General features: G+C 56.7%; 18 protein-coding genes, 1 tRNA gene and 4 pseudogenes. 15 read left to right on the top strand and 8 right to left on the bottom strand.

Annotated elements, in window-relative coordinates; all coding sequences use genetic code 11:
• The first annotated feature begins 21 nt into the window (after positions 1-21).
• The 4 genes and pseudogenes from rpe to JCM15831_RS17880 all read left to right on the top strand — a co-directional run bounded on the left by rpe (position 22) and on the right by JCM15831_RS17880 (position 3,598).
• A complete protein-coding gene (gene rpe, locus JCM15831_RS09080) occupies positions 22-696 on the top strand; it encodes a ribulose-phosphate 3-epimerase (protein WP_025824035.1) in 675 nt (224 codons plus the stop codon).
• Positions 697-722: 26 nt separating this feature from the next.
• Positions 723-1,211, top strand: coding sequence for a hypothetical protein (locus JCM15831_RS20200; RefSeq protein WP_051528411.1), 489 nt, complete (start codon positions 723-725; stop codon positions 1,209-1,211).
• Positions 1,211-2,446 carry a heparinase II/III family protein gene (locus JCM15831_RS17885; protein WP_051528410.1) on the top strand — a complete coding sequence of 412 codons (1,236 nt, stop codon included), beginning with the start codon at positions 1,211-1,213 and terminating at the stop codon, positions 2,444-2,446. Before JCM15831_RS20200 ends, JCM15831_RS17885 begins: the two co-directional genes overlap by 1 nt.
• Positions 2,443-3,598: pseudogene (locus JCM15831_RS17880) on the top strand (glycosyltransferase family 4 protein). Before JCM15831_RS17885 ends, JCM15831_RS17880 begins: the two are co-directional and overlap by 4 nt.
• Here the strand turns inward: JCM15831_RS17880 and JCM15831_RS22670 are convergent.
• The 6 genes and pseudogenes from JCM15831_RS22670 to JCM15831_RS09045 form a co-directional block, all read right to left on the bottom strand.
• The gene (locus tag JCM15831_RS22670) at positions 3,595-3,885 is read right to left on the bottom strand and encodes a helix-turn-helix domain-containing protein (protein WP_232228087.1); all 291 of its coding nucleotides are present in this window, start codon (positions 3,883-3,885) and stop codon (positions 3,595-3,597) included. The pseudogene JCM15831_RS17880 and the gene JCM15831_RS22670 sit on opposite strands and share 4 nt — an antisense overlap.
• Positions 3,785-4,207, bottom strand: coding sequence for a response regulator (locus JCM15831_RS17875; RefSeq protein ID WP_232228086.1), 423 nt, complete (start codon positions 4,205-4,207; stop codon positions 3,785-3,787). The genes JCM15831_RS22670 and JCM15831_RS17875 overlap by 101 nt, the downstream gene beginning before the upstream one ends.
• A complete protein-coding gene (locus JCM15831_RS09060) occupies positions 4,176-5,297 on the bottom strand; it encodes a sensor histidine kinase (protein WP_025824034.1) in 1,122 nt (373 codons plus the stop codon). The genes JCM15831_RS17875 and JCM15831_RS09060 overlap by 32 nt, the downstream gene beginning before the upstream one ends.
• Positions 5,294-5,851: a hypothetical protein gene (locus JCM15831_RS09055; protein WP_025824033.1), complete on the bottom strand. Its 558-nt coding sequence runs from the start codon at positions 5,849-5,851 to the stop codon at positions 5,294-5,296. Before JCM15831_RS09055 ends, JCM15831_RS09060 begins: the two co-directional genes overlap by 4 nt.
• Positions 5,852-5,990: 139 nt before the next feature.
• A pseudogene (tyrS, locus tag JCM15831_RS17870) lies at positions 5,991-7,245 on the bottom strand (tyrosine--tRNA ligase).
• 155 nt (positions 7,246-7,400) lie between these two features.
• On the bottom strand, positions 7,401-8,066 hold the full coding sequence (locus tag JCM15831_RS09045) for an alpha/beta hydrolase (protein ID WP_025824032.1): 666 nt from the start codon (positions 8,064-8,066) through the stop codon (positions 7,401-7,403).
• A 475-nt stretch (positions 8,067-8,541) separates the two neighbouring features.
• Here JCM15831_RS09045 and JCM15831_RS09040 point away from each other — a divergent pair, with 475 nt between their 5' ends.
• The 10 genes and pseudogenes from JCM15831_RS09040 (at position 8,542) to JCM15831_RS21490 (ending at position 18,833) form a co-directional block, all read left to right on the top strand.
• Positions 8,542-9,645, top strand: a complete 1,104-nt coding sequence (locus tag JCM15831_RS09040; RefSeq protein WP_025824031.1) for a cysteine desulfurase family protein — start codon at positions 8,542-8,544, stop codon at positions 9,643-9,645.
• Positions 9,642-10,790 (top strand): cysteine desulfurase family protein, encoded by a 1,149-nt coding sequence (locus JCM15831_RS09035; protein WP_025824030.1) that lies wholly within the window; start codon positions 9,642-9,644, stop codon positions 10,788-10,790. Before JCM15831_RS09040 ends, JCM15831_RS09035 begins: the two co-directional genes overlap by 4 nt.
• A 23-nt stretch (positions 10,791-10,813) precedes the next feature.
• A complete protein-coding gene (locus JCM15831_RS09030; RefSeq protein WP_025824029.1) occupies positions 10,814-11,128 on the top strand; it encodes a ferredoxin family 2Fe-2S iron-sulfur cluster binding protein in 315 nt (104 codons plus the stop codon).
• A gap of 37 nt (positions 11,129-11,165) precedes the next feature.
• Positions 11,166-12,229 (top strand): annotated as a pseudogene (mnmA, locus tag JCM15831_RS17865) (tRNA 2-thiouridine(34) synthase MnmA).
• Positions 12,230-12,241: 12 nt separating this feature from the next.
• A pseudogene (locus JCM15831_RS17860) lies at positions 12,242-12,900 on the top strand (glutathione S-transferase family protein).
• A gap of 335 nt (positions 12,901-13,235) precedes the next feature.
• Entirely contained in the window at positions 13,236-13,649 is a 414-nt protein-coding gene (dksA, locus tag JCM15831_RS09015; RefSeq protein ID WP_025824028.1) for an RNA polymerase-binding protein DksA, read from the top strand.
• 69 nt (positions 13,650-13,718) lie between these two features.
• A tRNA-Thr gene (locus JCM15831_RS09010) sits at positions 13,719-13,793 on the top strand.
• A 335-nt stretch (positions 13,794-14,128) separates the two neighbouring features.
• Positions 14,129-15,583 carry a glycine betaine/L-proline transporter ProP gene (gene proP, locus JCM15831_RS09005; protein ID WP_025824027.1) on the top strand — a complete coding sequence of 485 codons (1,455 nt, stop codon included), beginning with the start codon at positions 14,129-14,131 and terminating at the stop codon, positions 15,581-15,583.
• A 777-nt stretch (positions 15,584-16,360) separates the two neighbouring features.
• Entirely contained in the window at positions 16,361-18,325 is a 1,965-nt protein-coding gene (locus tag JCM15831_RS09000; RefSeq protein ID WP_025824026.1) for an acyltransferase family protein, read from the top strand.
• A 367-nt stretch (positions 18,326-18,692) separates the two neighbouring features.
• A complete protein-coding gene (locus tag JCM15831_RS21490; protein ID WP_156938806.1) occupies positions 18,693-18,833 on the top strand; it encodes a hypothetical protein in 141 nt (46 codons plus the stop codon).
• A gap of 503 nt (positions 18,834-19,336) precedes the next feature.
• On the opposite strand, the gene JCM15831_RS08990 is transcribed toward JCM15831_RS21490, so the two are convergent.
• Together JCM15831_RS08990 and JCM15831_RS08985 are read right to left on the bottom strand one after the other, a co-directional pair.
• Entirely contained in the window at positions 19,337-20,137 is an 801-nt protein-coding gene (locus JCM15831_RS08990; RefSeq protein WP_025824025.1) for an SDR family NAD(P)-dependent oxidoreductase, read from the bottom strand.
• A 98-nt stretch (positions 20,138-20,235) separates the two neighbouring features.
• Positions 20,236-21,027, bottom strand: a complete 792-nt coding sequence (locus JCM15831_RS08985; protein WP_025824024.1) for an SDR family NAD(P)-dependent oxidoreductase — start codon at positions 21,025-21,027, stop codon at positions 20,236-20,238.
• Between the two features lie 442 nt (positions 21,028-21,469).
• On the opposite strand from JCM15831_RS08985, the gene JCM15831_RS22665 reads away from it, so the two are divergent.
• Positions 21,470-21,781 carry a putative hemolysin gene (locus tag JCM15831_RS22665; RefSeq protein ID WP_232228084.1) on the top strand — a complete coding sequence of 104 codons (312 nt, stop codon included), beginning with the start codon at positions 21,470-21,472 and terminating at the stop codon, positions 21,779-21,781.
• The last annotated feature ends 556 nt before the right edge of the window (positions 21,782-22,337 follow it).

The raw sequence follows: 22,337 nt of genomic DNA, 5'->3' as shown, positions 1-22,337 counted from the left end.
CTCTAGAACGAAGGTAGGATAATGCCCCAGCTGAAGACCCCACTCATTGCTCCGAGTATTCTCAGCGCCGATTTTGCCCGCATGGGCGAAGAGGTCGAGGCCGTGGTGCGTGATGGGGCCGACTGGCTGCATCTGGATGTCATGGACGGGCATTTCGTTCCCAACATGACGTTTGGTCCCGGCATGGTTGCGGCTCTTCGCAACCGCACCGACCGCCCATTCGACGTGCATCTGATGATCGAGCCCGCCGATGCTTTCATCGAGGCTTTCGCCAAGGCGGGGGCGGATCATATCCACGTGCATGTCGAGAATAACCCTCATGTCCATCGCACGCTCCAGCATATTCGCGCGCTTGGTAAAAAGCCCGGTATCGCCATCTGCCCCGGTACGCCGCCTGAAGCGCTCGATTATCTGCTCGATCTGGTCGATGTCATTCTGGTCATGACCGTCAATCCGGGTTTCGGCGGACAGAAATTCCTGCAAAGCCAGCTCCCCAAAATTCGCAAGCTGCGGGAGATGGCCGATGCGACCGGTCGTGACATCCGTATTGGCGTCGATGGCGGTATCGATCTGACGACAGCCTCCCTCGCGACACAGGCCGGTGCAGATATGATGGTTGCGGGGACTTCCATCTACGGCCAAGACGACTATGCTAAAGCAATCACATCTTTGAGACAGGCCGGACGCCTGTCCTGATCTTCTGATTGAGGGAGCCGACCGACATGTTCGGAAGCTGGGCGCGTGAAGCACGTCTTTCATTAGCCCGCCTTCCTTCGAGCGTGCCGGGGGTCGCACGTGCTCCCGATCGTCCCATTCATGCGATCCGTGACATCTGGCCGGGTAATCCTGATCATGGCGGATTGCTTGTCAGCGGTGCAGCGCGTTTCGAGGGGCGCAATCTATCCCTGCGCGCGCATGACTGGGAATACGCCGACCTCCCGGAAGCAACGCGGAACTGGTTGCAAGGATTCACCTGGCTTCGAGATCTGCGCGCTCTGGGGAGTGACGAAGCCAGACTTTACGCTCGCTCTATCGTCGGGAGTTGGCTCGATCAGCCGCCAGTCGACACACTTGTGCTCAACGCTTCGGCCGCAGGTGCCCGTGTGGCTTCCTGGCTCGGTCATTTCGATTTCTTCGCCGCCTCTGCCAATCAGGGTTTCCGGCAAAAGGTCATGGATCGCCTTCTGGTTGAAGGCGCCTTATCTCGCTGATGTTTCCGCTGGAAGAGCAGGGCTGGAAGAATTTCACGGCGCTCAAGGGGCTTCTGGCCGTCGGGGTTGCCATTCCCTCACAGAGCGGCCTGCTGCAACGCTTCTATCGCTATCTCGAGCAGGAGCTGGACCGTCAGATCCTGCCTGATGGGACGCTGCGGGAGCGGAGCCCGCAGGCGCAGATGGAAGTGGCGCGTGAGCTGGCAGAGATCAGCGTGTTCATGCGTATGGCCCAGCTTCCTCCTTCCGAGAAAGTGCAGAACGCTGTCGCCCGTGTCTGTCCTGTCCTTCGGGCATTGCGCCATGGTGATGGCGGTCTCGCCCTTTTCAATGGCAGCAAGGAGCAGGATGACCGTCAGATAGACCGGATCATGCAATATGGGGCCCGTCAGCGTCTTCTGGCGGCCTCAATGCCTGATGGAGGCTTCTGGCGGATCGGGGCAGGCAAGGCGCTGCTCTTTGTGGATGGGGCGCCCCCTCCGCCTGCGCGTTACGATGGCAATGCCCATGCGGCTCCGCTCTCGCTGGAATTCTCGCATGGCCGTCAACGGCTCTTCGTCAATTGCGGCGGTGCGGCGACCCCTCCGTGGAAGCAGGCTTTGCGTGAGACCGCAGCTCACTCCTCGCTCGTGGTTGAAGAGACCTCGTGCTGTGATTTCGACGCCTCTGGCGCTGTGACGCGCCGACCTGCTCATGTCACGCTGAGCCATCAGACGCAGGACGGGGCGCATTGGCTCGATGGCCAGCACGATGGCTGGTATCCGGGCTTTGGGGTGAGCTGGCAGCGTCGGCTCTATCTGGGGCCGACGGGCGAGGATCTTCGCGGTGAGGAATGTCTCAATGGTGAGCGTCCCGTTGCCTATGCGATCAGATTTCACCTCCATCCCTCGGTCGAGGCCGAGCTCGCGCCCGAAGGAGACGAGGTCCTGATGCGCGCCGGGGGAATGATCTGGCGCTTCCGGCAGGAGGGGGGTGTCCTCTCTCTGGAACGCAGCGTCTATGCTGGCGGTGAGAAGCCCGTTGCGAGCCTGCAGATCGTCATTCGGCCACAGCGCGCAGATCTGGTCCCGGCGACCACTGACGAGGTTGCGGCGGAAAGTTCTGCGACCACAGATCAGGCAGGTCAGACAGTTTCCTCCGGGAATGCGCCGGAGGAGGCAGGCTCGATCCAGAAAGCCGAACAGGCTTCGGCCAGGCAGGTCGTGCAATGGGTGATGGAGCGTGTTCCCGAATGAGCGGATGGCTCCGGCGCCGGAAGCCCGGAAGACGAGCCCCCGGCGCCCGACGTATTCTCGAAATCACCAATGTCGATTTTGCGATGAAACAGTTCCTGCATCCCCTGATGCAGGCATTGCGAGAGGCGGGTCACTCGGTTGAGGGAGCTGCGCCGAAGGTGAGCATCTCAAGACGCTGCGTGACGACGGATTTATCGTTCATCCTCTCCCAATGGCGCGGTCCTTTTCGCCCGTGGCTCAGCTCCGTGCGCTGAGAGCGTTGATCCGACTGATCAGGTATGTGCAACCCGATCTCGTGCATGGTCACATGCCGATCAGCGGTTTTCTGGCGCGTGTGGCGGGGTGGTGGTGTGGTGTGCCCTGCATCGCCTATACGTGTCATGGCTTTTTGTTCAACCAGCCCGGCTCGCTTCGGCGACGTACCTTGTCCTTTCTGCTCGAATGGGTCGCAGGACAGGTGACAGACCGGTACATGACCGTTTCACAAGCCGAGGCGCGGGACGCTCGTCGTTGGCGCATTCATCGTCTTGCGCAAGGCATCGGTAATGGGCGCGACCCTGATCAGTACAGGCCCGATGCCGTTGCGCGCGCCGACATACGCCGATCTCTCGGAATTCGTGATGATCAGGTCGTCATCATCGCGGTATCGCGGATTGTGCGGCACAAGGGATATCCCGAACTCCTGCGGGCGATGGAAAAAGTGCCCGAAGCGGTGCTCCTTGTTGTTGGTGACCGTCTTCCCTCCGATCACGGCGACACGATGGAACAGGAATTCGCCCAGGCGGCTTCCGTTCTAGGCGGCAGGTTGCGCCTGCTAGGGTATCGTCATGACACGGCGCGCCTGCTGGCGGCGGCCGATATTTTTACCCTGCCGAGCCATTTCGAGGGCCTGCCCATGTCGGTTATCGAGGCCATGCTGGCAGGGTTACCCGTGGTGGCCACCGATATCCGTGGGCCGAATGAACAGATCATCCAGAAGACACAGGCCTTCTCGTGCCTCCGGGGCTCGCGATGCCTCTTGCTAACGCCTTGACGCGGCTCGTTCTCGATCGCTCTTTACGAGAGGCGATGGGGGCGGCAGGGCGCGAGCGGGCGAAGGCGATTTATGCCGAAGCGACCGTGTTAAAGCGTGTCGTTGCCCTGCTGAGCTAGAGCCACCCGTTCTGACGCGCGATCCGGCTGGCCTCGACTCTGTTTCTGGCCCCGATTTTCTGGATGATATCGGAAAAGCAGTTCCGCAAGGTTCCGGGGGAGAGGTCGAAAAGAGTGGCGATCTGATCGCTCGATCGGCCGGACTCCACGAGGCGTAAGATCGCCCGGTCCCGAGGATTGAGTGGATCATGGGCGGCGTCCCAGACGGCTTGGGCAAGCGTCGTCGATGGCGCGCCCGCCGCGTCCGACAGTGCGAAGCGCCTCTGAAAGCTGAGCAAGCGGGGCATCTTTAAGCAGATATCCCCTGACCCCTGCATTGAGCGCGCGTTTCATATAGCCGGCGCGGGCGAATGTCGTGACGATCACAACAACCGTGCGCGCCTTGGCTGCCTGAAGTGCCTCGGCCAGCTCGATGCCGCCAAGTTCGGGCATCTCGATATCCGTCAGCAGGATGTCCGGACGGTGCTCCTTGACCAGAGAGAGCGCTTCACTGCCATTGCGAGCCTTTCCAACAATTTCGAAGTCAGGCTCGAGGGCGAGCAGGGCTTCGAACGCATCGAGAAGCATGGCCTGATCTTCAGCCAGAACGAGGCGCAGCTTCTGTCTCATGGAGGGGTCCCAAAGTGATGAGGAGAGTGGTTCCGTCGTGACGGGGCGTAATGGTGAGACTGCCATCGACTTCAGCCAGACGGGCACGCATTCCGCTTATACCATTCCCTTCCCGGAATGAAAGCGGGATTTCGCCGTCAAGTCGGTCAGCTCTGCGGTCGGTAATCTCGAGCATGGCCTGCCCCGGGCCATTCAGCGCAAAGCGGATCGAACATGTCTGGGCCCGTGCGTGGCGCAGGATATTGGTCAGGGCTTCCCGCAGGATCTGGGCCAGAACGCCCTCGGCTGAGGCGGGCATCAGGGAGGCCTGACCAAGGACGTTGACCTGAATACCGGCCTCTTCCAGAGCTTTGCGGCCTCCTTCAAGCTCCGCTTCGAGGCTCGCAATGCGTATGGCCGAGACGGTGAGCCTCGTCTCGGATAATGCCTGACGGGCCTTCTCGCCGATATCAACCAGTTCTTTGGTCGCGTCTTCCGGGGCATGGGGGAGGTGGCGCAATGCGAGCTCGGATTTGAGCGCGATCAGGGTCAGGGAATGACCGAGCGTGTCATGCAGATCGCGCGCAAAACGTTCCCGTTCAGCGATCAGGGTCAGGGCTCTGATATCGGATTGGGCTTTGGCAAGGGCTTCGTTCTGCCGGTGCAGATCCATGGAAAGCTTGCCTGTCATGTGCACGCCCGTCGCAACGATGAGCGTGATCAGCGTGCCGATCATGTCCTGAGTGAAAAACCAGCTTGTCCCTGCGCAGACGGCGAGGAGTGCTGCGAAGGAAATCAGTCTGGTGGCGGTGCGAGGCATGGCACCGCAAGTGGCTGCGGCTGAGATGAAGAAAACCCCCCAATACCCGTCAAAAGACATCAGGGCGATCCCGATCAGCGCATAGACCCAGGCGCGCAGTCCTATCGTCAGGGCGTAGCGTCCTGGCAGAAAGGGCAACACCAGAAAAAGGGCAAACCCGGCCAGAAAGGCAAGAATGGCGGAGAGGGTGGTGCCACGTACCAGCCAGGGCAACGGGTAGAGCAGAAGATAGATGCTGAAAGAGGCGCGTCTGAGCAAGGCTGATCTGGCAAGAGGGCTCGAGCCTGTCATGACCGGATCTGCGCGCCGTCGGGTACGCTTGTCGGCAGGGTCCGCACGAGCCTGAGTGTTGCGCCAAGCCAGAAGGCAAGCGCAGTACCGAGACCCGCCACGATGGTGTGAAGAGGCTGTGTCAGCAGCATCGAAGAGGCGGTGATTGCTAGTATCAGCGCGCCGGTCAGAAGATGGACCGGCTCTTTCATGGCTCGACCCAGCGGAAGATAGGAGGCGCCGATGACGAAGCCTGCAACCACGAGCATCAGATCCTGTCGATGCGTCATCGAAAGCGTCATCCCGGCGACGAAAAGAATGATGATCCGGGTGCGCCGGGCGCGTTTTGCCAGAGCGTGATCGACAATGATTTCAGGGCGTCCCAGACGCAGGTCGCGACTCAGGAATCCCCAGGTGAGAGGCAGCGTGATGGCGACGATGAGCGTGATGCAGAGCCAGAGAGGCCATTTGAGAGCGGCGAGACCGCGCATGCCCCATATCGCGGCAAAGGCGAGCCCACCCAGATCAGTCAGGGCGTAACGCCATAATGGCGACTGTTTTGGGAGAGAGCCCATCGATCGATCCTCCAGAAACCAGAATTAGTGGTCGAGAAGGAGATCATGAAGGAAGTTTCGGTATGGAAACAGTGTGCCGTGTCATGAAAAGAAAATGACCGCTCATGACACGATGTTCAGAAAAGGCGTCCCGGTCTGTTCAGATAGGGCGCAGCAGAAGATGGCGCTTCTTGCCGGATGAGAGCTTGAGGACTCCTTCGACCAGATCATCAAGACCAATGACCCGGTTTTCATCCTGGATGGGCAGATCGTTTAGACGGGCTCCACCACCGCGGATGAGGCGTCGGGCTTCGCTGTTCGTGGTGACCAGACCTGAGTCTCCAAAAAGCTTGAAGGCAGGAATACCGGCCTCGAGCTCGGCGCGTGGCAGATCGCGCGACGGCAGGTCTGCGGCAAGGCTGCCCGTTTCGAACGCCTGTCTCGCTGTTTCAGCCGCGGCAAGGGCTGCGTCGCGTCCGTGGCAGATGGCGGTCGCTTCGGTCGCGAGAATTTTCTTGGCCTCGTTGATTTCCGCCCCTTGCAAGGCACCGAGCCGTTCGCATTCTTCGACAGGGAGGTCGGTGAAGAATTTCAGGAAGCGTCCGACATCGGCATCCTCGGTATTCCTCCAGAACTGCCAGTATTCGAACACAGGCAGTTTTTCCGCACTGACCAGGTTGCACCCTTGGCCGATTTGCCCATTTTCGCCCCGGAAGACGTTGTGACGAGCGGCGTTGTCAGGCCGAAAACCTGCTTTGCGTCTGTGCGGCGTGCCAGGTCGATGCCGGCCACGATATTCCCCCACTGATCCGACCCGCCCATCTGGAGCACGGCCCCATGACGGCGGTTCAGTTCGCGGAAATCGTAGGATTGCAGAATGGAATAATTGAATTCGAGGAAGGTCAGCCCCTGCTCGCGATCGAGACGTTGCTTGACGCTGTCGAAAGAGAGCATGCGGCTGATCGAGAAATGCACCCCGACATCCTGAAGAAGCTCGATATAGGAGAGTTTGTCGAGCCAAGTGGCATTATCGACCAGAAGGGCGTCACTGCTTGCGCTGCCGAAGCTCAGAAACTGCGATAGACTGATTTTAATCCCGGCCAGATTATGAGCCAGCTTCTCGGGGCTCATCAGGCACGAGCTTCATCGCGAAAAGACGGATCGCCGATTTTTGCCGTGCCGCCGCCCATAAGTGCGATCGGACGATGGCCATGCTTTTGCATGAGGCGCAGCATCATGATCGAGAGCGCGTTACCGACATGCAGGGAGTCCGCTGTCGGATCGAAACCGATATAACCTGTCACGGGTCCAGCGCTCATCGCCTCATCGAGGGCGGCGAGGTCTGTACACTGGAAAATATAGCCCCGAGCGTCAGCCTCTTTCAGGAAGGGACTTTTCAGCACGTGCTCTGCCATATCGGATGATCCACTCAAAGACGGGTAAGGGACGGGGGTCGTAGCATGAAAATGGTCGCAAGCCGACCGCTCATCGAAAACAACATGGGGCCGACAATAAAAAAGGCGGGAGAAAATCTCCCGCCTTGAGAAAAATCACCCTGTAGATAAGGGGATCAATCAGCTGCCAGCGAAAGCACGCGACGATTGCGCATGACTGTCACATGGTCTTCAAGCGCATGGGCCACTTTCTCTGCCTCGTTGGCGAAGATGTGGTTGGCGCCGTCGAAGATACGATAATCGACTTCAACGTTCTTCTGGGTGTTCAGCTTGTCGACCAGCTTTCTGATGCCGGGTTCTGGCGCCATATCGTCCTTGTCGCCTGCAATCATCAGTCCACCGCAGGGACACGGGGCGAGAAAGCCGAAATCATAATCATTGGCTGGCGGCGCAACGCTGATCCAGCCACTGATTTCCGGGCGACGCATCAGGAGCTGCATGCCAACGAAAGCACCGAAGGAATAACCGGCAATCCAGAGCTCGTTTGAATTCGGATTGACCATCTGCATCCAGTCGAGCGCAGCGGCCGCATCGGAAATTTCTCCAATGCCACCATCGTAGCGCCCCTGTGAGCGACCGACGCCACGCGAATTGTAGCGCATGACGGAAAAACCCATTTTTTCGAATGACCGGTACATCGTGTAGGTGATGCGGTTATTCATGGTGCCGCCGTGAAGCGGGTGTGGATGCAAGACCAGAGCGAGCGGCGCATTGGGCTCGTCAGAATGGTGGTAACGACCCTCCAACCGGCCGTCGGGGCCGGCGAACATGACTTCTGGCATTAAGATGCTTCCGTTTTTGCCTCATGCTGACGGTGAAACACCGTTACAGAGACGTGTTTTTATTGCGGGGGAATGAGGCCGTTAATGCACGGGTGGCACGAGACGGTGCCACACGCCGCACACAGAGCGGCTCACGATGAATGGCGCGGAAGCGTCAGCCAAGCTGCATGAAGTGCAGAGGTACTGGGAGAGCATCTGGTCGAGCGTAAAAACCATGTAAGGCTTCGACAGGCGTTGATACGCACATAGACAGGCTCCTCGACGGTGATGAGGATATCGAGCGGATATCCCCTTGACGCAATGTCGGCATTTCAACGAGCAGAAGAGCCTCGACGAAATAGCCACCACGCCATCATTGCCGCAGTGTATAACGAGGCTGATGGGTAAAATTCCACAGAAATCGTCAAGCAACGCGATTTCACTTTCGTGAGGTTTTTGACTTGCACTTGTTGTCCAGAGGTCGATTTATAAACTCATGACCGTTTACCTTGATGCTAACGCCTCGGAGATTCTGCGCGAAGGAGCGATGGAAGCTCTGCTGGATGCCGCACGTCTGACGGGCAATCCTTCTTCCGTTCATGGACCGGGACGCGAGGCGCGACGTCTGCTTGAAGATGCGAGAGACAGCATTGGCCGTTGCTGGCAGGCCGGGTCCGAGCAGGTGATCTTCACCTCTGGCGGGACTGAGGCCAATAACCTTGCGCTGCATACCTTTGGAGAAGGACGGCGTCTTTTGGTCGGTGCGACCGAGCATGATGCGGTGCGCGCGGCTGCGCCCAAGGGGGAGGTTCTTCCGGTGCTTGCAGACGGTAGTCTCTGTCTGGAGGCGCTTGAAGCTATGTTGCGAGAGGGGCCTCCCACTCTCGTCTGCACGATGGCCGCCAATAATGAGACGGGCATCCTTCACCCGATCGAAGAGATCAAAGCCCTATGCGCGCGCTATGAGGCACGGTTGCATGTCGATGCCGTTCAGCTGGCAGGGCGTCAGGGCGACGGGATCGAGCCGCTCAGCGTCGGGGGTGTAACCAGTCTGGCGATTTCGGGTCACAAGGCCGGCGGGATAAAAGGGGCGGGAGCACTTCTTCTGGGTGCCGAAGGCCATGTGACGCCTCTGATGCGAGGCGGCGGGCAGGAGCGGGGACGGCGCGGTGGTACGCCAGCCCTGCCGGCGATTGCATCCATGGCTGCTGCTCTCGAGAGCGCTTTGGCCCAGAACTGGGCGCCCATTGCTGCGCTACGCGATCGTGTGGATGAGGCAGCACTGGCATGTGGGGCCATGATTACGGGGGATCGCAAAAGAGCACGGCTACCTAATACGACGTCTCTTATCTTGCCGGGCGTCTCGGCCCAGACGCAGCTCATGATGCTCGATCTCGCTGGTTTCGCGGTTTCGACGGGAGCCGCCTGCTCGTCGGGCAAGGTTTCCGCGTCTCATGTTCTTTACGCGATGGGGCTTGGCGAGACCGCGTCATGCGCCATTCGTGTCTCCCTTCCGTGGAATATCACCGAGGCGCAGATCGACGGCTTTATTGCGGCTTATCGGGAAATGGCCTCCCGCCTCGGAAAACGAGGCGCATGATCTATCTCGATAATCAGGCGACGACTCAGTGCGACCCTGAAGTGGTCGCCGCCATGCTGCCCTGGTTTGCCGAGACCTATGGCAATCCTCATAGTGAGGGTCATGAAGCTGGTCGCAAGGCCGCCCGGGCGGTTGAAACGGCGCGTGGCGACGTCGCCGCCCTTATCGGCGCGTCACCGAGAGAAATCGTTCTGACCTCGGGCGCGACGGAAGCCAATAACCTCGCGATCAAGGGGGCTGCGCGTTATCGCGCCCGGCAGGGTAGCGCGCGCAGGCGCATCATAACGGTCGCAACAGAGCATAAATGTGTGCTCGAATCAGTACGTGACCTGACCCATGAAGGGTTCGACCCTGTCATTCTGCCTGTCTCTCCTTCAGGCGTTGTCGATCTACAGGAACTGGTCAAAGCCCTTGAAGTGCCGACAGCGCTCGTCAGCATCATGACGGCAAATAACGAAACCGGCGTTGTGCAGGACATTGCTGCTCTTGCAGCGCTCTCCAGGCAAGCCGGAGCCTTGTTCCACACCGATGCGGCGCAGGCAGCGGGCAAAATGAGGCTGACCTGTGACGCAGTCGATCTGATGTCGCTGTCGGCGCACAAATTTTATGGGCCGAAGGGGATCGGCGCTCTTTACGTTCGACATCGACCACGCACGCGGCTTCTGCCTCTTTTTTCAGGCGGTGGGCAGGAGAGGGGGCTGCGTTCTGGCACGTTGCCGACGCCACTGGTGGTCGGTTTCGGTGTGGCAGCCCGCCTTGCGCAGGCCGCTATGTCCGAGGAGTCCTCCCGGCTGGCAGGATTACGCGCCGATCTCCTGGCAGGGCTGACCGAGATTTTCCCCGGGATTGAGGTCAACGGCGCGGGTGCCTCACGGCTTCCCGGAGCGCTTAATCTGCGTTTTCCTGCCGGCTATGCAGCGCGCGATCTGATCGAGGCGCTGCCTGATATCGCGCTTTCGACCGGTTCAGCCTGTAGTTCGGCTGAGATTGCCCCCTCTTACGTGTTGACGGCGATGGGGCTTGACGCGAAAGACGCGACACGATGCTTGCGTCTATCGGTGGGACGCTTTACCTCCACGCGCGAGATCGTGCAGGCCCTGGACAGGTTCCAAGAGGTCGCACGCGAGGCCCGTCACGCCTCGTAACGAAGAAGCAGGGTAACAAGAACATGCCTCATATGATTTTCGTTGAGCAGGACGGCTCCCGCAAGGAAGTCGATGCTCCCGTCGGTCTGTCCGTGCTCGAGATTGCTCACAAGCACGATATCGAACTCGAGGGTGCCTGCGAGGGCTCTCTCGCCTGCGCGACCTGTCATGTGGTCGTCGATCCGGCCTGGGCGGAAAAGCTTTCAGCCCCGACAGATGACGAAGAAGACATGCTCGATCTGGCTTTCGGTCTGGAAAAGACGTCGCGTCTTGGATGCCAGATCGTTATGACGGACGCTCTTGACGGCCTCGTGGTGCGCCTGCCCAAGGCGTCCTGAGCCGGGACACCCTTTTCCACAGAGTTAGAGAGATCTCATGCGTATCCTAGTCGCCATGTCGGGAGGCGTGGACAGTTCCGTTGTGGCCGCGACCCTGAAACAGGAGGGGCATGAGGTCATCGGCGCAACACTGCAACTTTACGATCACGGTCAGGCTGTCTCCAAGCCCGGAGCCTGCTGTGCAGGGCGCGATATCCTCGATGCGCGCGCAGTGGCAGACAGGCTTAATATCCCGCATTATGTGATTGATGCCGAAGAGCGCTTTCGTAGCAGTGTAATGGCGAGCTTTGCCGACAGCTATGCACGTGGCGAGACGCCAGTGCCCTGCGTCGCGTGCAATCAGGGGGTGAAGTTTACCGACTTGCTCAGCATGGCGCGCGATCTCGGTTGTGAGGCGATGGCGACCGGTCATTATGTCCGCCGGGTCGAGGGGGCTGAGAGGGTTGAGCTGCACCGTCCGACCGATCTGTCGCGTGATCAGTCCTGGTTTTTGTTTGCCACGACTCAGGACCAGCTCGACTACCTACGCTTTCCGCTGGGCGATATGCCGGACAAGGACGCGGTGCGGCAAAAAGCGCAGGAGTTCGGTCTGGCCATTGCCGCCAAGCCAGACAGTCAGGATATCTGCTTCGTCCCTTCCGGAACTTACGCGTCCGTCGTCGAGAAAATGCGACCGGAGACAGGCGGGACAGGGGAGATCGTCGACGAGTCTGGACGCGTTCTCGGCCAGCATGAAGGCATTGCCCGCTATACGGTGGGGCAGAGCAAGCGTCTTGGCGATATTCATACCAAGGATGGGCGACGTCAGATCGTCAAACGGATCGATGCGACGACACGTCGGATCATTGTCGGGCCGAAAGAGAATGCTGGCCGGCATGAGTTTGCGTTGCGCGACATGAACTGGCTGATCGAGCCCCCGCCCGAGGGCGTACGCTGCCATGTCCAGATCAGGCGCGCGAAATTTCGCGTGAAGCCTGGGTCTATCCGATTGCCGAAGGCGCGCGGGTCGTGTTGGATGATCTCGCCATGCCCGCACCTGGTCAGGCCTGCGTGCTCTATCAGGGCAGCAGGGTTCTGGGTGGGGGCTTCATCCTCTCCTGAAAGGGCTCTGCCTTGGATCGTCTCGTCATCGGTACGCGCCGATACTCTTCCTGGTCCTTACGTGGTTGGTTGGCGGTACGCGCTGCGGGGCTCGATGTGCCAGACCATGTGATTGCGTTACGCGGTGGCGGGACGACCGCCGAAATTCATGCCATCTCACCTAATGGTCTGGTTCCTTATCTCGAATATCGGGGCGTGAAGATCTGGGAAAGTCTTGCGATCTGCGAATATTGTGCCGAGAATTCGCCTTCTCTGTGGCCGGCCGAGCCGGTAGCCCGCGCAGCGCACGGAGCATTGCGTCTGAAATGCACGCAGGGTTTCGGGCATTAAGACAGGCAATGCCCATGAATTTGGGGAGAGTGGGTCGTCCTCTCCCGGAAATATCTGCCGAGTTGCGGAGCGACATCGAGAAAATCGACCGGCTCTGGTGCGAGACACGCGAGAGCTTCGGACGAACCGGGCCTTATCTTTTCGGTGCTGATTTCACCAATGCCGATATCATGTTCGCTCCTGTCGCTTCACGCTTTACGTCCTACGGGGTCGAACTGTCGTCGGTTGCGGAAGCCTATCGGAAGGCTTTGATCGATCATCCTCTCATGCAGGAATGGTCACGCCTCGCAGCATTGGAACCCGCAGAATGGCAGCTCGACTATTATGAGTCTCTTGCCTGAGGGGAATATTACGCTCCCAAACGATCTAACAGTACGCGTGATGTCTGCAATAATCTCACAATGTGAGATTATTGTTTGGGACAAAAATAAAAGAGTACGAAACTTTCAAGACGCTTTTATTGCACCTTAAAGTTTTATGAAATTTAGCATTTTAGTAACGTGTTAGTTGGTCGTTTTTCTCAGTTCGGGCTTGGCGAACCTTGAGAGCGCAGGTATAAGCCGCGCCAAACCAGCCATGCCGTCAGGTTCAGGGGTCACAGGCTAACCCCCTTTTTCACCTGGAGTGTCAAGAGCGGCGGCGAGGTTCAAGCGACTTGCGTTAAGGACAGACGTGCATGATCACGCTCCCACCGGATTATCGGCCATCTGACGAAGAAGAATTCATGAACCCGCTTCAGGTGGAGTTCTTCCGACAGAAATTGCTTCGCTGGCGCACCGACCTTCTCAAGGAAGCCAATCTGACGCTTGCCAGCCTCTCCGAAGGCGGCATCCACGAAGCCGATGTCACGGATCGTGCGAGCGTCGAAACTGACCGTGCCCTCGAGCTCCGGACACGTGACCGCGCCCGCAAGCTGATCGGCAAGATCAATCTGGCTCTGCAGCGCGTCGAAAATGGATCTTACGGTTTCTGCGAAGAAACAGGCGAGCCCATTGGCCTGCGACGTCTGGAAGCCCGCCCGATTGCGACAATGTCGATCGAAGCTCAGGAGCGTCACGAACGCATGGAAAAAATTCACCGCGACGATTGAATTCTTTTACAAAAAAGCGCTTTCGGGGCTTGCGGCTTTCCAGCCAAGAAGCTACGAAGCGCTCCAGTTGCTGCTGTAGCTCAGTGGTAGAGCACTCCCTTGGTAAGGGAGAGGTCGCGAGTTCAATCCTCGCTAGCAGCACCATAATCTTCCCAAAAAAATAGACACTTAGCGCTCCCTGAATTGGAGAGGCGTGGCATCTAGGATGCCGACATTGCCGGTTGAGTTTCGATGTCCAGATAAGTCATGGCGATGCGCCGTCGCGTTTTGGTATAGCCATCCTGGGCACATGTAGCTTTGACGCGCGCAGCTACAGGCTTCAATGCATCAGTGTGCAATCGGATAGCAAAAAATTACGTTTTCGACATCTACGCAATTTTCTGCTATCCTAAGCGCATGATTTTGCTGATCTCTCCCAAATTGATGTTTGAATTTTCTCGAAGTGCTCCTTCCTCGGCTTCCGTATTGGGACGGTCCCTATGAAGAGAGGCTCGTTATCCCATCCCCATTTTGGGTGGTTCAAACATCCTAAGCAGCTCAACCAGAACGATATTACCGTTGTCGATTCAGATATGCTGAAACGGGCGGTTGGTGCAGCAGCTCTTGGTAATGCCATGGAGTGGTTCGACTTCGGGGTGTACGGCTACATTGCTGTCACACTGGGGAAAGTGTTCTTTCCCGCTGCCGACAAATCGGTCAGTCTGATTGCAACCTTGGCCACTTTTTCCATAGCGTTTTTGATTCGTCCTATCGGGGGCGCCATTTTTGGGCCTCTGGGCGATCGTTACGGTCGGCAGAAAGTGTTGGCGGCGACCATGATCGCCATGTCGTTGGGGACATTTGCGATAGGCTTGATCCCCTCTTATGCAAGTATCGGGATCTGGGCACCGATCCTTCTGCTGCTTGCCCGATTGGTGCAGGGATTCTCTACTGGCGGTGAATATGGGGGGGCGGCGACCTTCATCGCAGAATATTCGACAGATCGGCGTCGCGGGCTCATGGGGAGTTGGCTGGAGTTCGGGACACTCGCTGGCTATGTCGCAGGCGCCGGTGTGGTGACGCTGTTGCAGGTCAGTATGACTGAGGAGGCTCTGCTTTCATGGGGCTGGCGAATTCCTTTTCTTGTCGCTGCTCCGCTCGGCCTTTTGGGGCTCTATGCTCGCACAAGGCTGGAAGAGACACCGTCTTTTCAGGCTTATGCAGCTGAAGCCGAAAAACGAGAGCATGATCGTCCTGGTTGGCGCTCCCTTTTCAGCGTGCATTGGCGGCAGTTGCTCAAATGCGTTGGTCTTGTGCTGGTATTCAACGTCACCGACTACATGCTTTTGGCTTATGTTCCGAGCTATATGACTGTTTCTTTGGGGTATAAGGAGAGTAAAGGCCTCATCCTCATCATCGTCGTCATGATCTTGATGATGCCGTTCAACGTTCTAGGCGGGTTTCTCAGCGATCGCATCGGACGTCGCCCCATGATCCTCGGTGCCTCGGCAGCGCTCCTGGTTCTGGCCATACCTTGCTTTCACTTGATACAGAGCCATTCCGACGGACGCATCTTCCTCGGGCTGCTTCTCTTGGGCGTTGCTCTTGCCGGGTTTACAAGTTCGATGCCCTCTACGTTACCGGCCCTGTTCTACACGCCGATCCGCTACACGGCGTTATCCGTAGCGTTCAATCTCTCGGTGTCGCTCTTTGGGGGAACGACGCCGCTGGTGATGGCCTGGCTTGTCAAGAAGACGGCCTATCTGGATATGCCGGCATGGTATCTGATGGGCGCTGCAGCCATCGGTATTCTGACAATGATGACGGTCCGTGAAACAGCAGGCATGCCGCTACGTGGCTCGCCCCCAGCGGTCGCGAGCTCGGAGGAGGCGGAAGATCTTCTGCAAAGTGACACAGCCGTGACCGTAGATCCGGTACCTCCGCGACTGGTTTAGCTGGGCAAGAGATTGCTATCGTCGCTTTGTCGACACTGATTGTCGTGAGGGTAGGTTCAGAAGGCGGGGCCGTAGATCAATTTCGTCTCCGACCTTCATGTAACCGACACTGAACCAGTTTCCGTAAAACCGTATGCCGCACATCAGGCGAGGCCTCACGGCATGTGGGCCGAGATTCTGCCATCGCACATGGGTGTCATGGATCAGGCTATAGCTTTCTCGGCCTCTTCGAGGCCGAGCGAAGAGGCTTAGGGTACGCTCGGCTGCATTATGTGATGCAAGCCTCTCCGGGTCATCCAGCCAGGCGGTCAATTCGCCATTTCAACATTCGGTCAGCAAGCGCCTTGCTACTACCTTGTTCCTCTGGCGGGGCCCTAATCTTGTCGCGAGCACAACCTCCGTGATCGATTGCACATCGCAGTCAGCTGGGTTGATACGGAGCGTGAGTCAGACCTCATCCATCTTCCAGATTTCACGGCGTTTCGCAGCTTTGCGGAGATCCATGCCATTTGTGACCCATCGACCCCAGTCTCATCCAGGTCAGCCTGCTCGATCAGTTTAAACTGGCGCACTATCAAATAAATATAATTATATAAACCTGTATCAAGACAAATTCATCACATAAATCTAAAATGTACTGTAAATTAAGATAATAACAATGAAAAACAAGAGCTAATTTTCAGATACTCCGTTCGATATGTTTGAATTGAGCGAAGTCGCTCGGGAAACACATCCCGAAGCCTGAAAATTACGCGTGAGATCAGGTTTTTTCTGCATATGTCTCGAATCTCGCGTTGCATTTATAATCCAGAGAAAGAAAGTGCGCGCGGGTATCGTCCCGATCTCGACGGACTTCGAGCAGTCGCAGTTTCTGCAGTTCTGCTCTACCATTTGTTCCCCGATCTAATGCCCGGAGGGTTTAGCGGCGTCGATATCTTCTTCGTCTTGTCAGGCTTTCTTATCACCAGCCATTTGAACGAAGAGCTCGAGCAAGGCCGTTTTTCATGCCGCGGTTTTTACGCTCGCCGTCTTCGTCGTCTAGTCCCTGCGCTGGTTTTCGTCCTGATAGGGACTGCTCTCGCCGGTAGCCTGATCTTGTTACCGGGAGAATTCGCGTCTCTGGGGCTGGATTGGGCTGCCGGAGCCTCATCCCTGTCCAACTTTCTCTCCTGGGGCGAGCAGGGGTATTTCGATCGCGCCGCCGAACTCAAACCATTGATCCATTTGTGGTCGCTCGGGGTGGAGGAGCAATTTTACATCTTTTGGCCCGTCCTTTTGCTCATGACTCACGGGACGAGCCTGACATTGCGACGCATCGGCCTCATGCTGGCAATTCCGTCCTTTTTGCTGAGCATTACCAGTGCGCTCTTTTGGCCTGAGTCGGGATTCTACTGCCCGTTAACCCGGCTGTGGGAGTTTATGGCGGGTGGGCTCCTCATAACACTGCCCTTGAAGCACCGACGCTCGGTTGGTTGGATGGGGATCATCTTAATTATCTCAGGATTCGCGCTATTGCGGTCCGGCTGGTTTTTTCCGGGTTTTACCGCCTTGTTGCCGGTTGCGGGCACTGCGTTTCTGATTGCAGCGGGGCCGGATCATGCGTTTTCTCGCCGTGTTCTGTCTGCGTCGCCGATATGTGCGCTCGGTCGTATCAGCTATGCCCTTTATCTCTGGCACTGGCCGCTCATTGCATTCACCCATATCGTTCATGGAACAAGACCGTTGCGTCATAGTACGGGTATGACGATCCTCGTCATTGCCTTCGTCCTTGCCGTTTTCACGACGTGTTATGTAGAGCGACCCTTGCGCTGGAACCGTTATCCAGGTGCGACATCCCTGGGGCTCCTTTCCGTCCTTTTGCTTCTTGTCGGAAGCGGACTTCTGACCTGGTGCCATCATGGTTGGCCCGGAAGAGTGCACCATGGTTCAGTGGGAATTGAAGTCGCGAAAATTAACCTGGCTGAGCGCGACGGAATCTTCCCTATTACCTCTCATATGAAGGTTCGGCATGAACGCGGTCTAACCATCGCCACCATTGGATCGAATCTGGGTCATCCAGTTCTTCTGACGGGCGACAGTCTGTTATTCCAGTGGGCGCCACGTATCGACGCGCTTTTCAGCCAGGGTAAACTTTCCCGTGCTGTGATTTTTATTTCTGGTCCGAGTTGCAGCCCATTGGCGGGGGAGCATTACAAACCCGCTTTTGCATTTTGTTCGGCGATGCCAGAGATACAGCAAAAGATCTTGCGTGATCTACCGATCAAAAAAATCGTTATCGGTGCGTACTGGCTCCGCGTTTTTGGTGACGACTCCGCACAGTGGCCCGCTCTGCGAGAGCGCTTCACGGCTGCAATCAAAAGCTTATCAGGCGATGGAAAACGTCCCGTGACAATCCTTTTGCCGACACCGACGGATATACGCTTCGACCCAGCCAAGATGGTTCAGCGAAGCTATACCCATGTGACAATCGACACAGGCGCTCTACGGGCGGGCGTGCCTCTGGGGCCATGGCGTACCGAAACCGCAGAGATCGCGAGGATCCTCAAAAGCATTGCAGATCAAACCGGGGCCACGACGCTGGATCTAACGTCCGAGATTTGCGGAGGAACCACAGTCTGTTTCCCCTTAACTGAAGAAGGGAAACCAAAATTCGCAGATGCCGTACATCTAAGGCCATTCTTCACAAGCAAAGAAATTCACGGACTTGATCTGTTGTTGGAGGAAGATGCGCCAGAAATGTAAAAATAAGACAGGAATATTCAGTATAAATAAACAACAAATATGACCGATTGTCAGCTCTATAAATATATAAGAGTCGTCCCTTATGATTTAATGAAATAAACATTTACAAACATAAATATATTCGTATAATTACTTATGTCCATCAGGTGATGATGGAGGTTTTTCAAAGGATTCTTTAATGTTAAAATATTTTCTTCTCGCCACTATGCTCGTGGGTTCATCTGCCAGCGCAATGGCGGCAAATTATCGCGTCGTGACGACCGATCAGCACTATTCTAGAGGGGCACAGTCAACGGCTACGGCATCATGTCCGGGTGGCTTTTCACCAGTTGGAGGTGGGTGGAATATAATCTCAGGAAATGGATGGATGCGCGTTAACGGCCTTGGTTGGGACATTCCAACCTATATCGTCACGCATTCAGATCCGACTTCATCCGGCTGGGAAGTCGGCGGAATATCCGAGGTCGATTTGACATTGCGCGTCTACGCGGTCTGCGCGACCCCTTGATAATAGAGGCTACTTAGCTCGCCTGACTGTCGCGCCATCGATTTTAGTGGTGTAGCTGGTTTTGTCTCTCTCTCCTGATCTGACACGTCAGCCTTGGCGATGGGGCGGTGAGGCTGGCGCTTGGACGGTCAGGGTGGATCGGCCTAGAGCGCGATAGACAGCCTTGTCTGCTGGGCTTCTGCTTTGTTGAGACGGTGCAGCGTGATTGGAATATCCGAGGCGTGTTTCCTAGGAGATCCCTTCGAATTCAGGGCGCACAAAGCTTGCAGAGCGCTTGAGCTTTCAGCCTGTCATGCTTGATATAAAGCTTCAGATAGGTCGGCAGATAACACTCATCTGAGATCACAAGAATGGGGGCACTATTTCGATGTTCAGAAGTCGATTGAGCCTCCGCTTACTCTTCCGCTTGCGGCTGTATCAGAGAAATTTGAAGGCTTCGCCTGCCTGGTGCTTGTGTCTTCCAGAACCTCATGCCCGTGTGAGCAGGCATGAGGTTATAGCGACTAGAGAATGCCGCCTGAGATTGGCAGGGTAACACCCGTGATGTAGCTCGAATCTTCGCTGAGCAGGAAGGAAACCGTTCCCGGAATCTCCTCGATGTCTCCCAGTCGGCGCATCGGCACGCCTGCAACCATTTCGACCTTCACCTTTTCCGGATCGGTTGAGAAATACTGGGTGTTGGTCGCGGCCTGGAGTTCCGTCTGGCGATCCCACATGAAGCCGGGGCCCATGAGTGCCGGGGCAATCCCGTTGACGCGGATATTATGGGGCGCCAGATCCTTCGAGGCGACCTGGGTCAGGCCAACCACGCCAAATTTCGACGCGCCATAAGCTGCCATGTTCGGAGGGCCCTGCAGGCCTGCCATACTCGATGTGTTGACGATGCTTCCCGAGCGACGTTCGATCATTCGGCGAGAGACTGCCCGCAAAACGTGGAATGCGCCGACCAGATCGATATTGACGACGCGCTGAAAATCTTCGACCGGGTAATCCTGAACGGGTGAAAAAGCGCCCTGATAGCCAGCGTTGTTGAACAGGAAGTCGATTGGTCCGACTGATTTCTCTGCGTACTCTACAGCCTCTTCGACACTGGTGTAGTTGGTCACGTCGCACACGACCGTTTTGACCTTCACTCCGTGTTCCGCAAAGCCCTTGGCGGCCTCATCGAGCTTGGCCTGGTCAAGATCGAGCAGAACGATGTGGCTCCCCTCCTTGGCGAGGCGGCGGGCAACGGCAAGACCGATATTGCCTGCAGCTCCTGTGACCAGGGCGGTTTTTCCAGCAAAGCGTTTGGTATCACTCATCGATTATTTTCCTTTTTGGCGTCATCCGACTCTGTGCGAGGAATGGCGCGTCCCGAGACCTTAAACCATCGGTAAAGAGCTTGGCTGCGCGCGCTGGTTCAAAGAGTCTTGAGCATGCCTCCATCGACAAAATAGGATGAGCCGACGCTGTAAGAAGCATTGTCCGAGCAGAGGAAGACGAAGAAATTGGCCAGTTCTTCGGGCGATCCGAACCGTTTGATCGGAGCATGTTCTTCAGCGACGGATTGCAGATAGCCCTCCCAGTCACCCCCGGTTTCTGTCGTCAGCTGCTTGGCGGTCTTCACCCAGTCAGGTGTCAGAATCAGACCGGGATTGACGCAATTCACCCTGATATTATCCTTGATGACTTCGGTGGAAAGCGTTTTGGAGAACATCATCAAAGCTGCCTTGGTGACGTTGTAGATCGGTTCGTACCAGAGAGGCTGCGCGGCACAGATCGAGGCATTATGGATGATTGCTCCACCGCCGCGCTTTCTCATGCCGGGGACCAGTCCCCGCGCTAGACGAACCGCCGCCATAACGTGAAGTTCCCAGTAAAACTGCCATTTCTCGTCAGCAGCTTCCATAATCGTTTCGTTCGATCCGGTGCCAGCATTGTTGATGAGGATGTCTGCGCCGCCAAAGGCCTCTTCAGTCTGGCTTACGATACTCGCTATGCCGTCGCAGGTCGCGACATCAGCGGAGACAGGCAGACAACGTACGCCATGCCGATCAGCGAGGTCGCGGGCGGCCGTAGCTAGTCGGTTCTGGTCGCGTGCCACCATGACGATGTGAGCGCCTTCACGCGCCAGTCCCTCGGCGACTGCGAGACCTATGCCGACACTGCCACCCGTGACGACCGCCACTTTGTTCCTGAGGCCCAGATCCATTTTACGTCTCCATCGCGACCAAGGCGTGCCGCAAAAGTGCGCCACTGAAAGTGTTGATTGAACGAGGGAATATGATCCTGCGAAAGGGGACGACCGAACAATTTCATGTGCTTTGCATCATGTATTAGTGATTTATTTGAGCATTTAAATGTGACTTTGAGGTGATGCAAAATCGTCGTTACAGTGCGCCAGTAAGATGCTGTGCTGTAGGGGAGTAATCCGGTCTTGCCGGATGTGCTGCATTGGCCCCTGAAATCGACGTTTCAAGTCGCAATAATCTCCCTCAATTGATTGTCCAGGCCTTCGGGATATGTGCCTGAGGCTCTCATGGTGTGAGGGCGCGTTCTTGCAGGGAGCTTCTCTTTGAAGTGCTTTTCAGCAACCGCTTAGGAGGCTTTACCGGGGTTGCCTTCGCCTCGCGGTGCCGTGGTAGGGTGTCTGCATGACAGGCAAAACTGGATTGGAGCACACTCCGATGACCCGTATCCTCGCACGGATCTCCGGCCGGATCGGTCTTATGATGGTGACGACTGCCCTGCTTTGCGGTTGCGCTGAAAAAAGCAGCAAGCCGTCTCACGCCATGCTCGCAAACCCTGCATCGGTATATTGCAAGGAGCAGGGGGGTAAGCTTGAGATCCGGCGAGAAAAAGACGGGGAGGTCGGTTACTGCCACCTCGCTTACGGTCGCATTGTCGAAGAATGGACGCTCTTCCGGGCCGCGCATCATGATCGTCGCGCCGCCACAAATCAGTAGATAGTTTCTGAGAGTCTCGTTCCGCGATGGGAGGCTCGGAAGAGCCAGAGGATCATGGCTGACTGTCTTGAATCCTCAGGGCCGGATGGCCTCATTCGAGCGATGATGTCCTTGGGGAATTGATCCTCGGTGTGGTGAAAACAAGGCAATACCCCCCCTCGCAATGTGACGTCTGTACGACAGAAATTTCACCTTATCGTCGCAAAACCGCAGGTTCGGGGACGCGCTTTTCACGATGAAGTTCTTGAAGAAAATATGGCGTCAAAGCGCTCCCCAACGCGCCTCTGATCTGCTCAGGGAGTAGGTGAAGAGGCGGCGGCTGAAGCCTTTCTCCTCAGAGGGTATAAGAGGCGTGTAATAAAAAAATCACGAAAACGCCTAATCCTTACTGTATTTTCATAATAAATATAAGAACGAGATTATCAATAAAGATAGAATGAATATTCTTATCCCGAAGAGTCTTCACGTGAGACAACACTTTGAGCTCTGATCATTCTGTCAGTTCTGAGATGTCAGGCAGGTTTTGACATTTTATCCTTGAAATTTATGCGAAGAC

Source organism: Asaia astilbis JCM 15831 (assembly GCF_000613845.1).
GTDB lineage: Bacteria > Pseudomonadota > Alphaproteobacteria > Acetobacterales > Acetobacteraceae > Asaia > Asaia astilbis.
The sequence above is the reverse complement of the archived record's forward strand: the minus strand, read 5'-3'. Positions and strand labels throughout refer to the sequence as shown.

Coding starts and splice junctions, on each gene's coding strand:
- rpe (WP_025824035.1), top strand. CDS start 22: ATGCCCCAGCTGAAGACCCCACTCATTGCTCCGAGTATTCTCAGCGCC.
- JCM15831_RS20200 (WP_051528411.1), top strand. CDS start 723: ATGTTCGGAAGCTGGGCGCGTGAAGCACGTCTTTCATTAGCCCGCCTT.
- JCM15831_RS17885 (WP_051528410.1), top strand. CDS start 1,211: ATGTTTCCGCTGGAAGAGCAGGGCTGGAAGAATTTCACGGCGCTCAAG.
- JCM15831_RS22670 (WP_232228087.1), bottom strand. CDS start 3,885: ATGCCCCGCTTGCTCAGCTTTCAGAGGCGCTTCGCACTGTCGGACGCG.
- JCM15831_RS17875 (WP_232228086.1), bottom strand. CDS start 4,207: ATGAGACAGAAGCTGCGCCTCGTTCTGGCTGAAGATCAGGCCATGCTT.
- JCM15831_RS09060 (WP_025824034.1), bottom strand. CDS start 5,297: ATGACAGGCTCGAGCCCTCTTGCCAGATCAGCCTTGCTCAGACGCGCC.
- JCM15831_RS09055 (WP_025824033.1), bottom strand. CDS start 5,851: ATGGGCTCTCTCCCAAAACAGTCGCCATTATGGCGTTACGCCCTGACT.
- JCM15831_RS09045 (WP_025824032.1), bottom strand. CDS start 8,066: ATGCCAGAAGTCATGTTCGCCGGCCCCGACGGCCGGTTGGAGGGTCGT.
- JCM15831_RS09040 (WP_025824031.1), top strand. CDS start 8,542: ATGACCGTTTACCTTGATGCTAACGCCTCGGAGATTCTGCGCGAAGGA.
- JCM15831_RS09035 (WP_025824030.1), top strand. CDS start 9,642: ATGATCTATCTCGATAATCAGGCGACGACTCAGTGCGACCCTGAAGTG.
- JCM15831_RS09030 (WP_025824029.1), top strand. CDS start 10,814: ATGCCTCATATGATTTTCGTTGAGCAGGACGGCTCCCGCAAGGAAGTC.
- dksA (WP_025824028.1), top strand. CDS start 13,236: ATGATCACGCTCCCACCGGATTATCGGCCATCTGACGAAGAAGAATTC.
- proP (WP_025824027.1), top strand. CDS start 14,129: ATGAAGAGAGGCTCGTTATCCCATCCCCATTTTGGGTGGTTCAAACAT.
- JCM15831_RS09000 (WP_025824026.1), top strand. CDS start 16,361: ATGTCTCGAATCTCGCGTTGCATTTATAATCCAGAGAAAGAAAGTGCG.
- JCM15831_RS21490 (WP_156938806.1), top strand. CDS start 18,693: ATGCGCGTTAACGGCCTTGGTTGGGACATTCCAACCTATATCGTCACG.
- JCM15831_RS08990 (WP_025824025.1), bottom strand. CDS start 20,137: ATGAGTGATACCAAACGCTTTGCTGGAAAAACCGCCCTGGTCACAGGA.
- JCM15831_RS08985 (WP_025824024.1), bottom strand. CDS start 21,027: ATGGATCTGGGCCTCAGGAACAAAGTGGCGGTCGTCACGGGTGGCAGT.
- JCM15831_RS22665 (WP_232228084.1), top strand. CDS start 21,470: ATGACAGGCAAAACTGGATTGGAGCACACTCCGATGACCCGTATCCTC.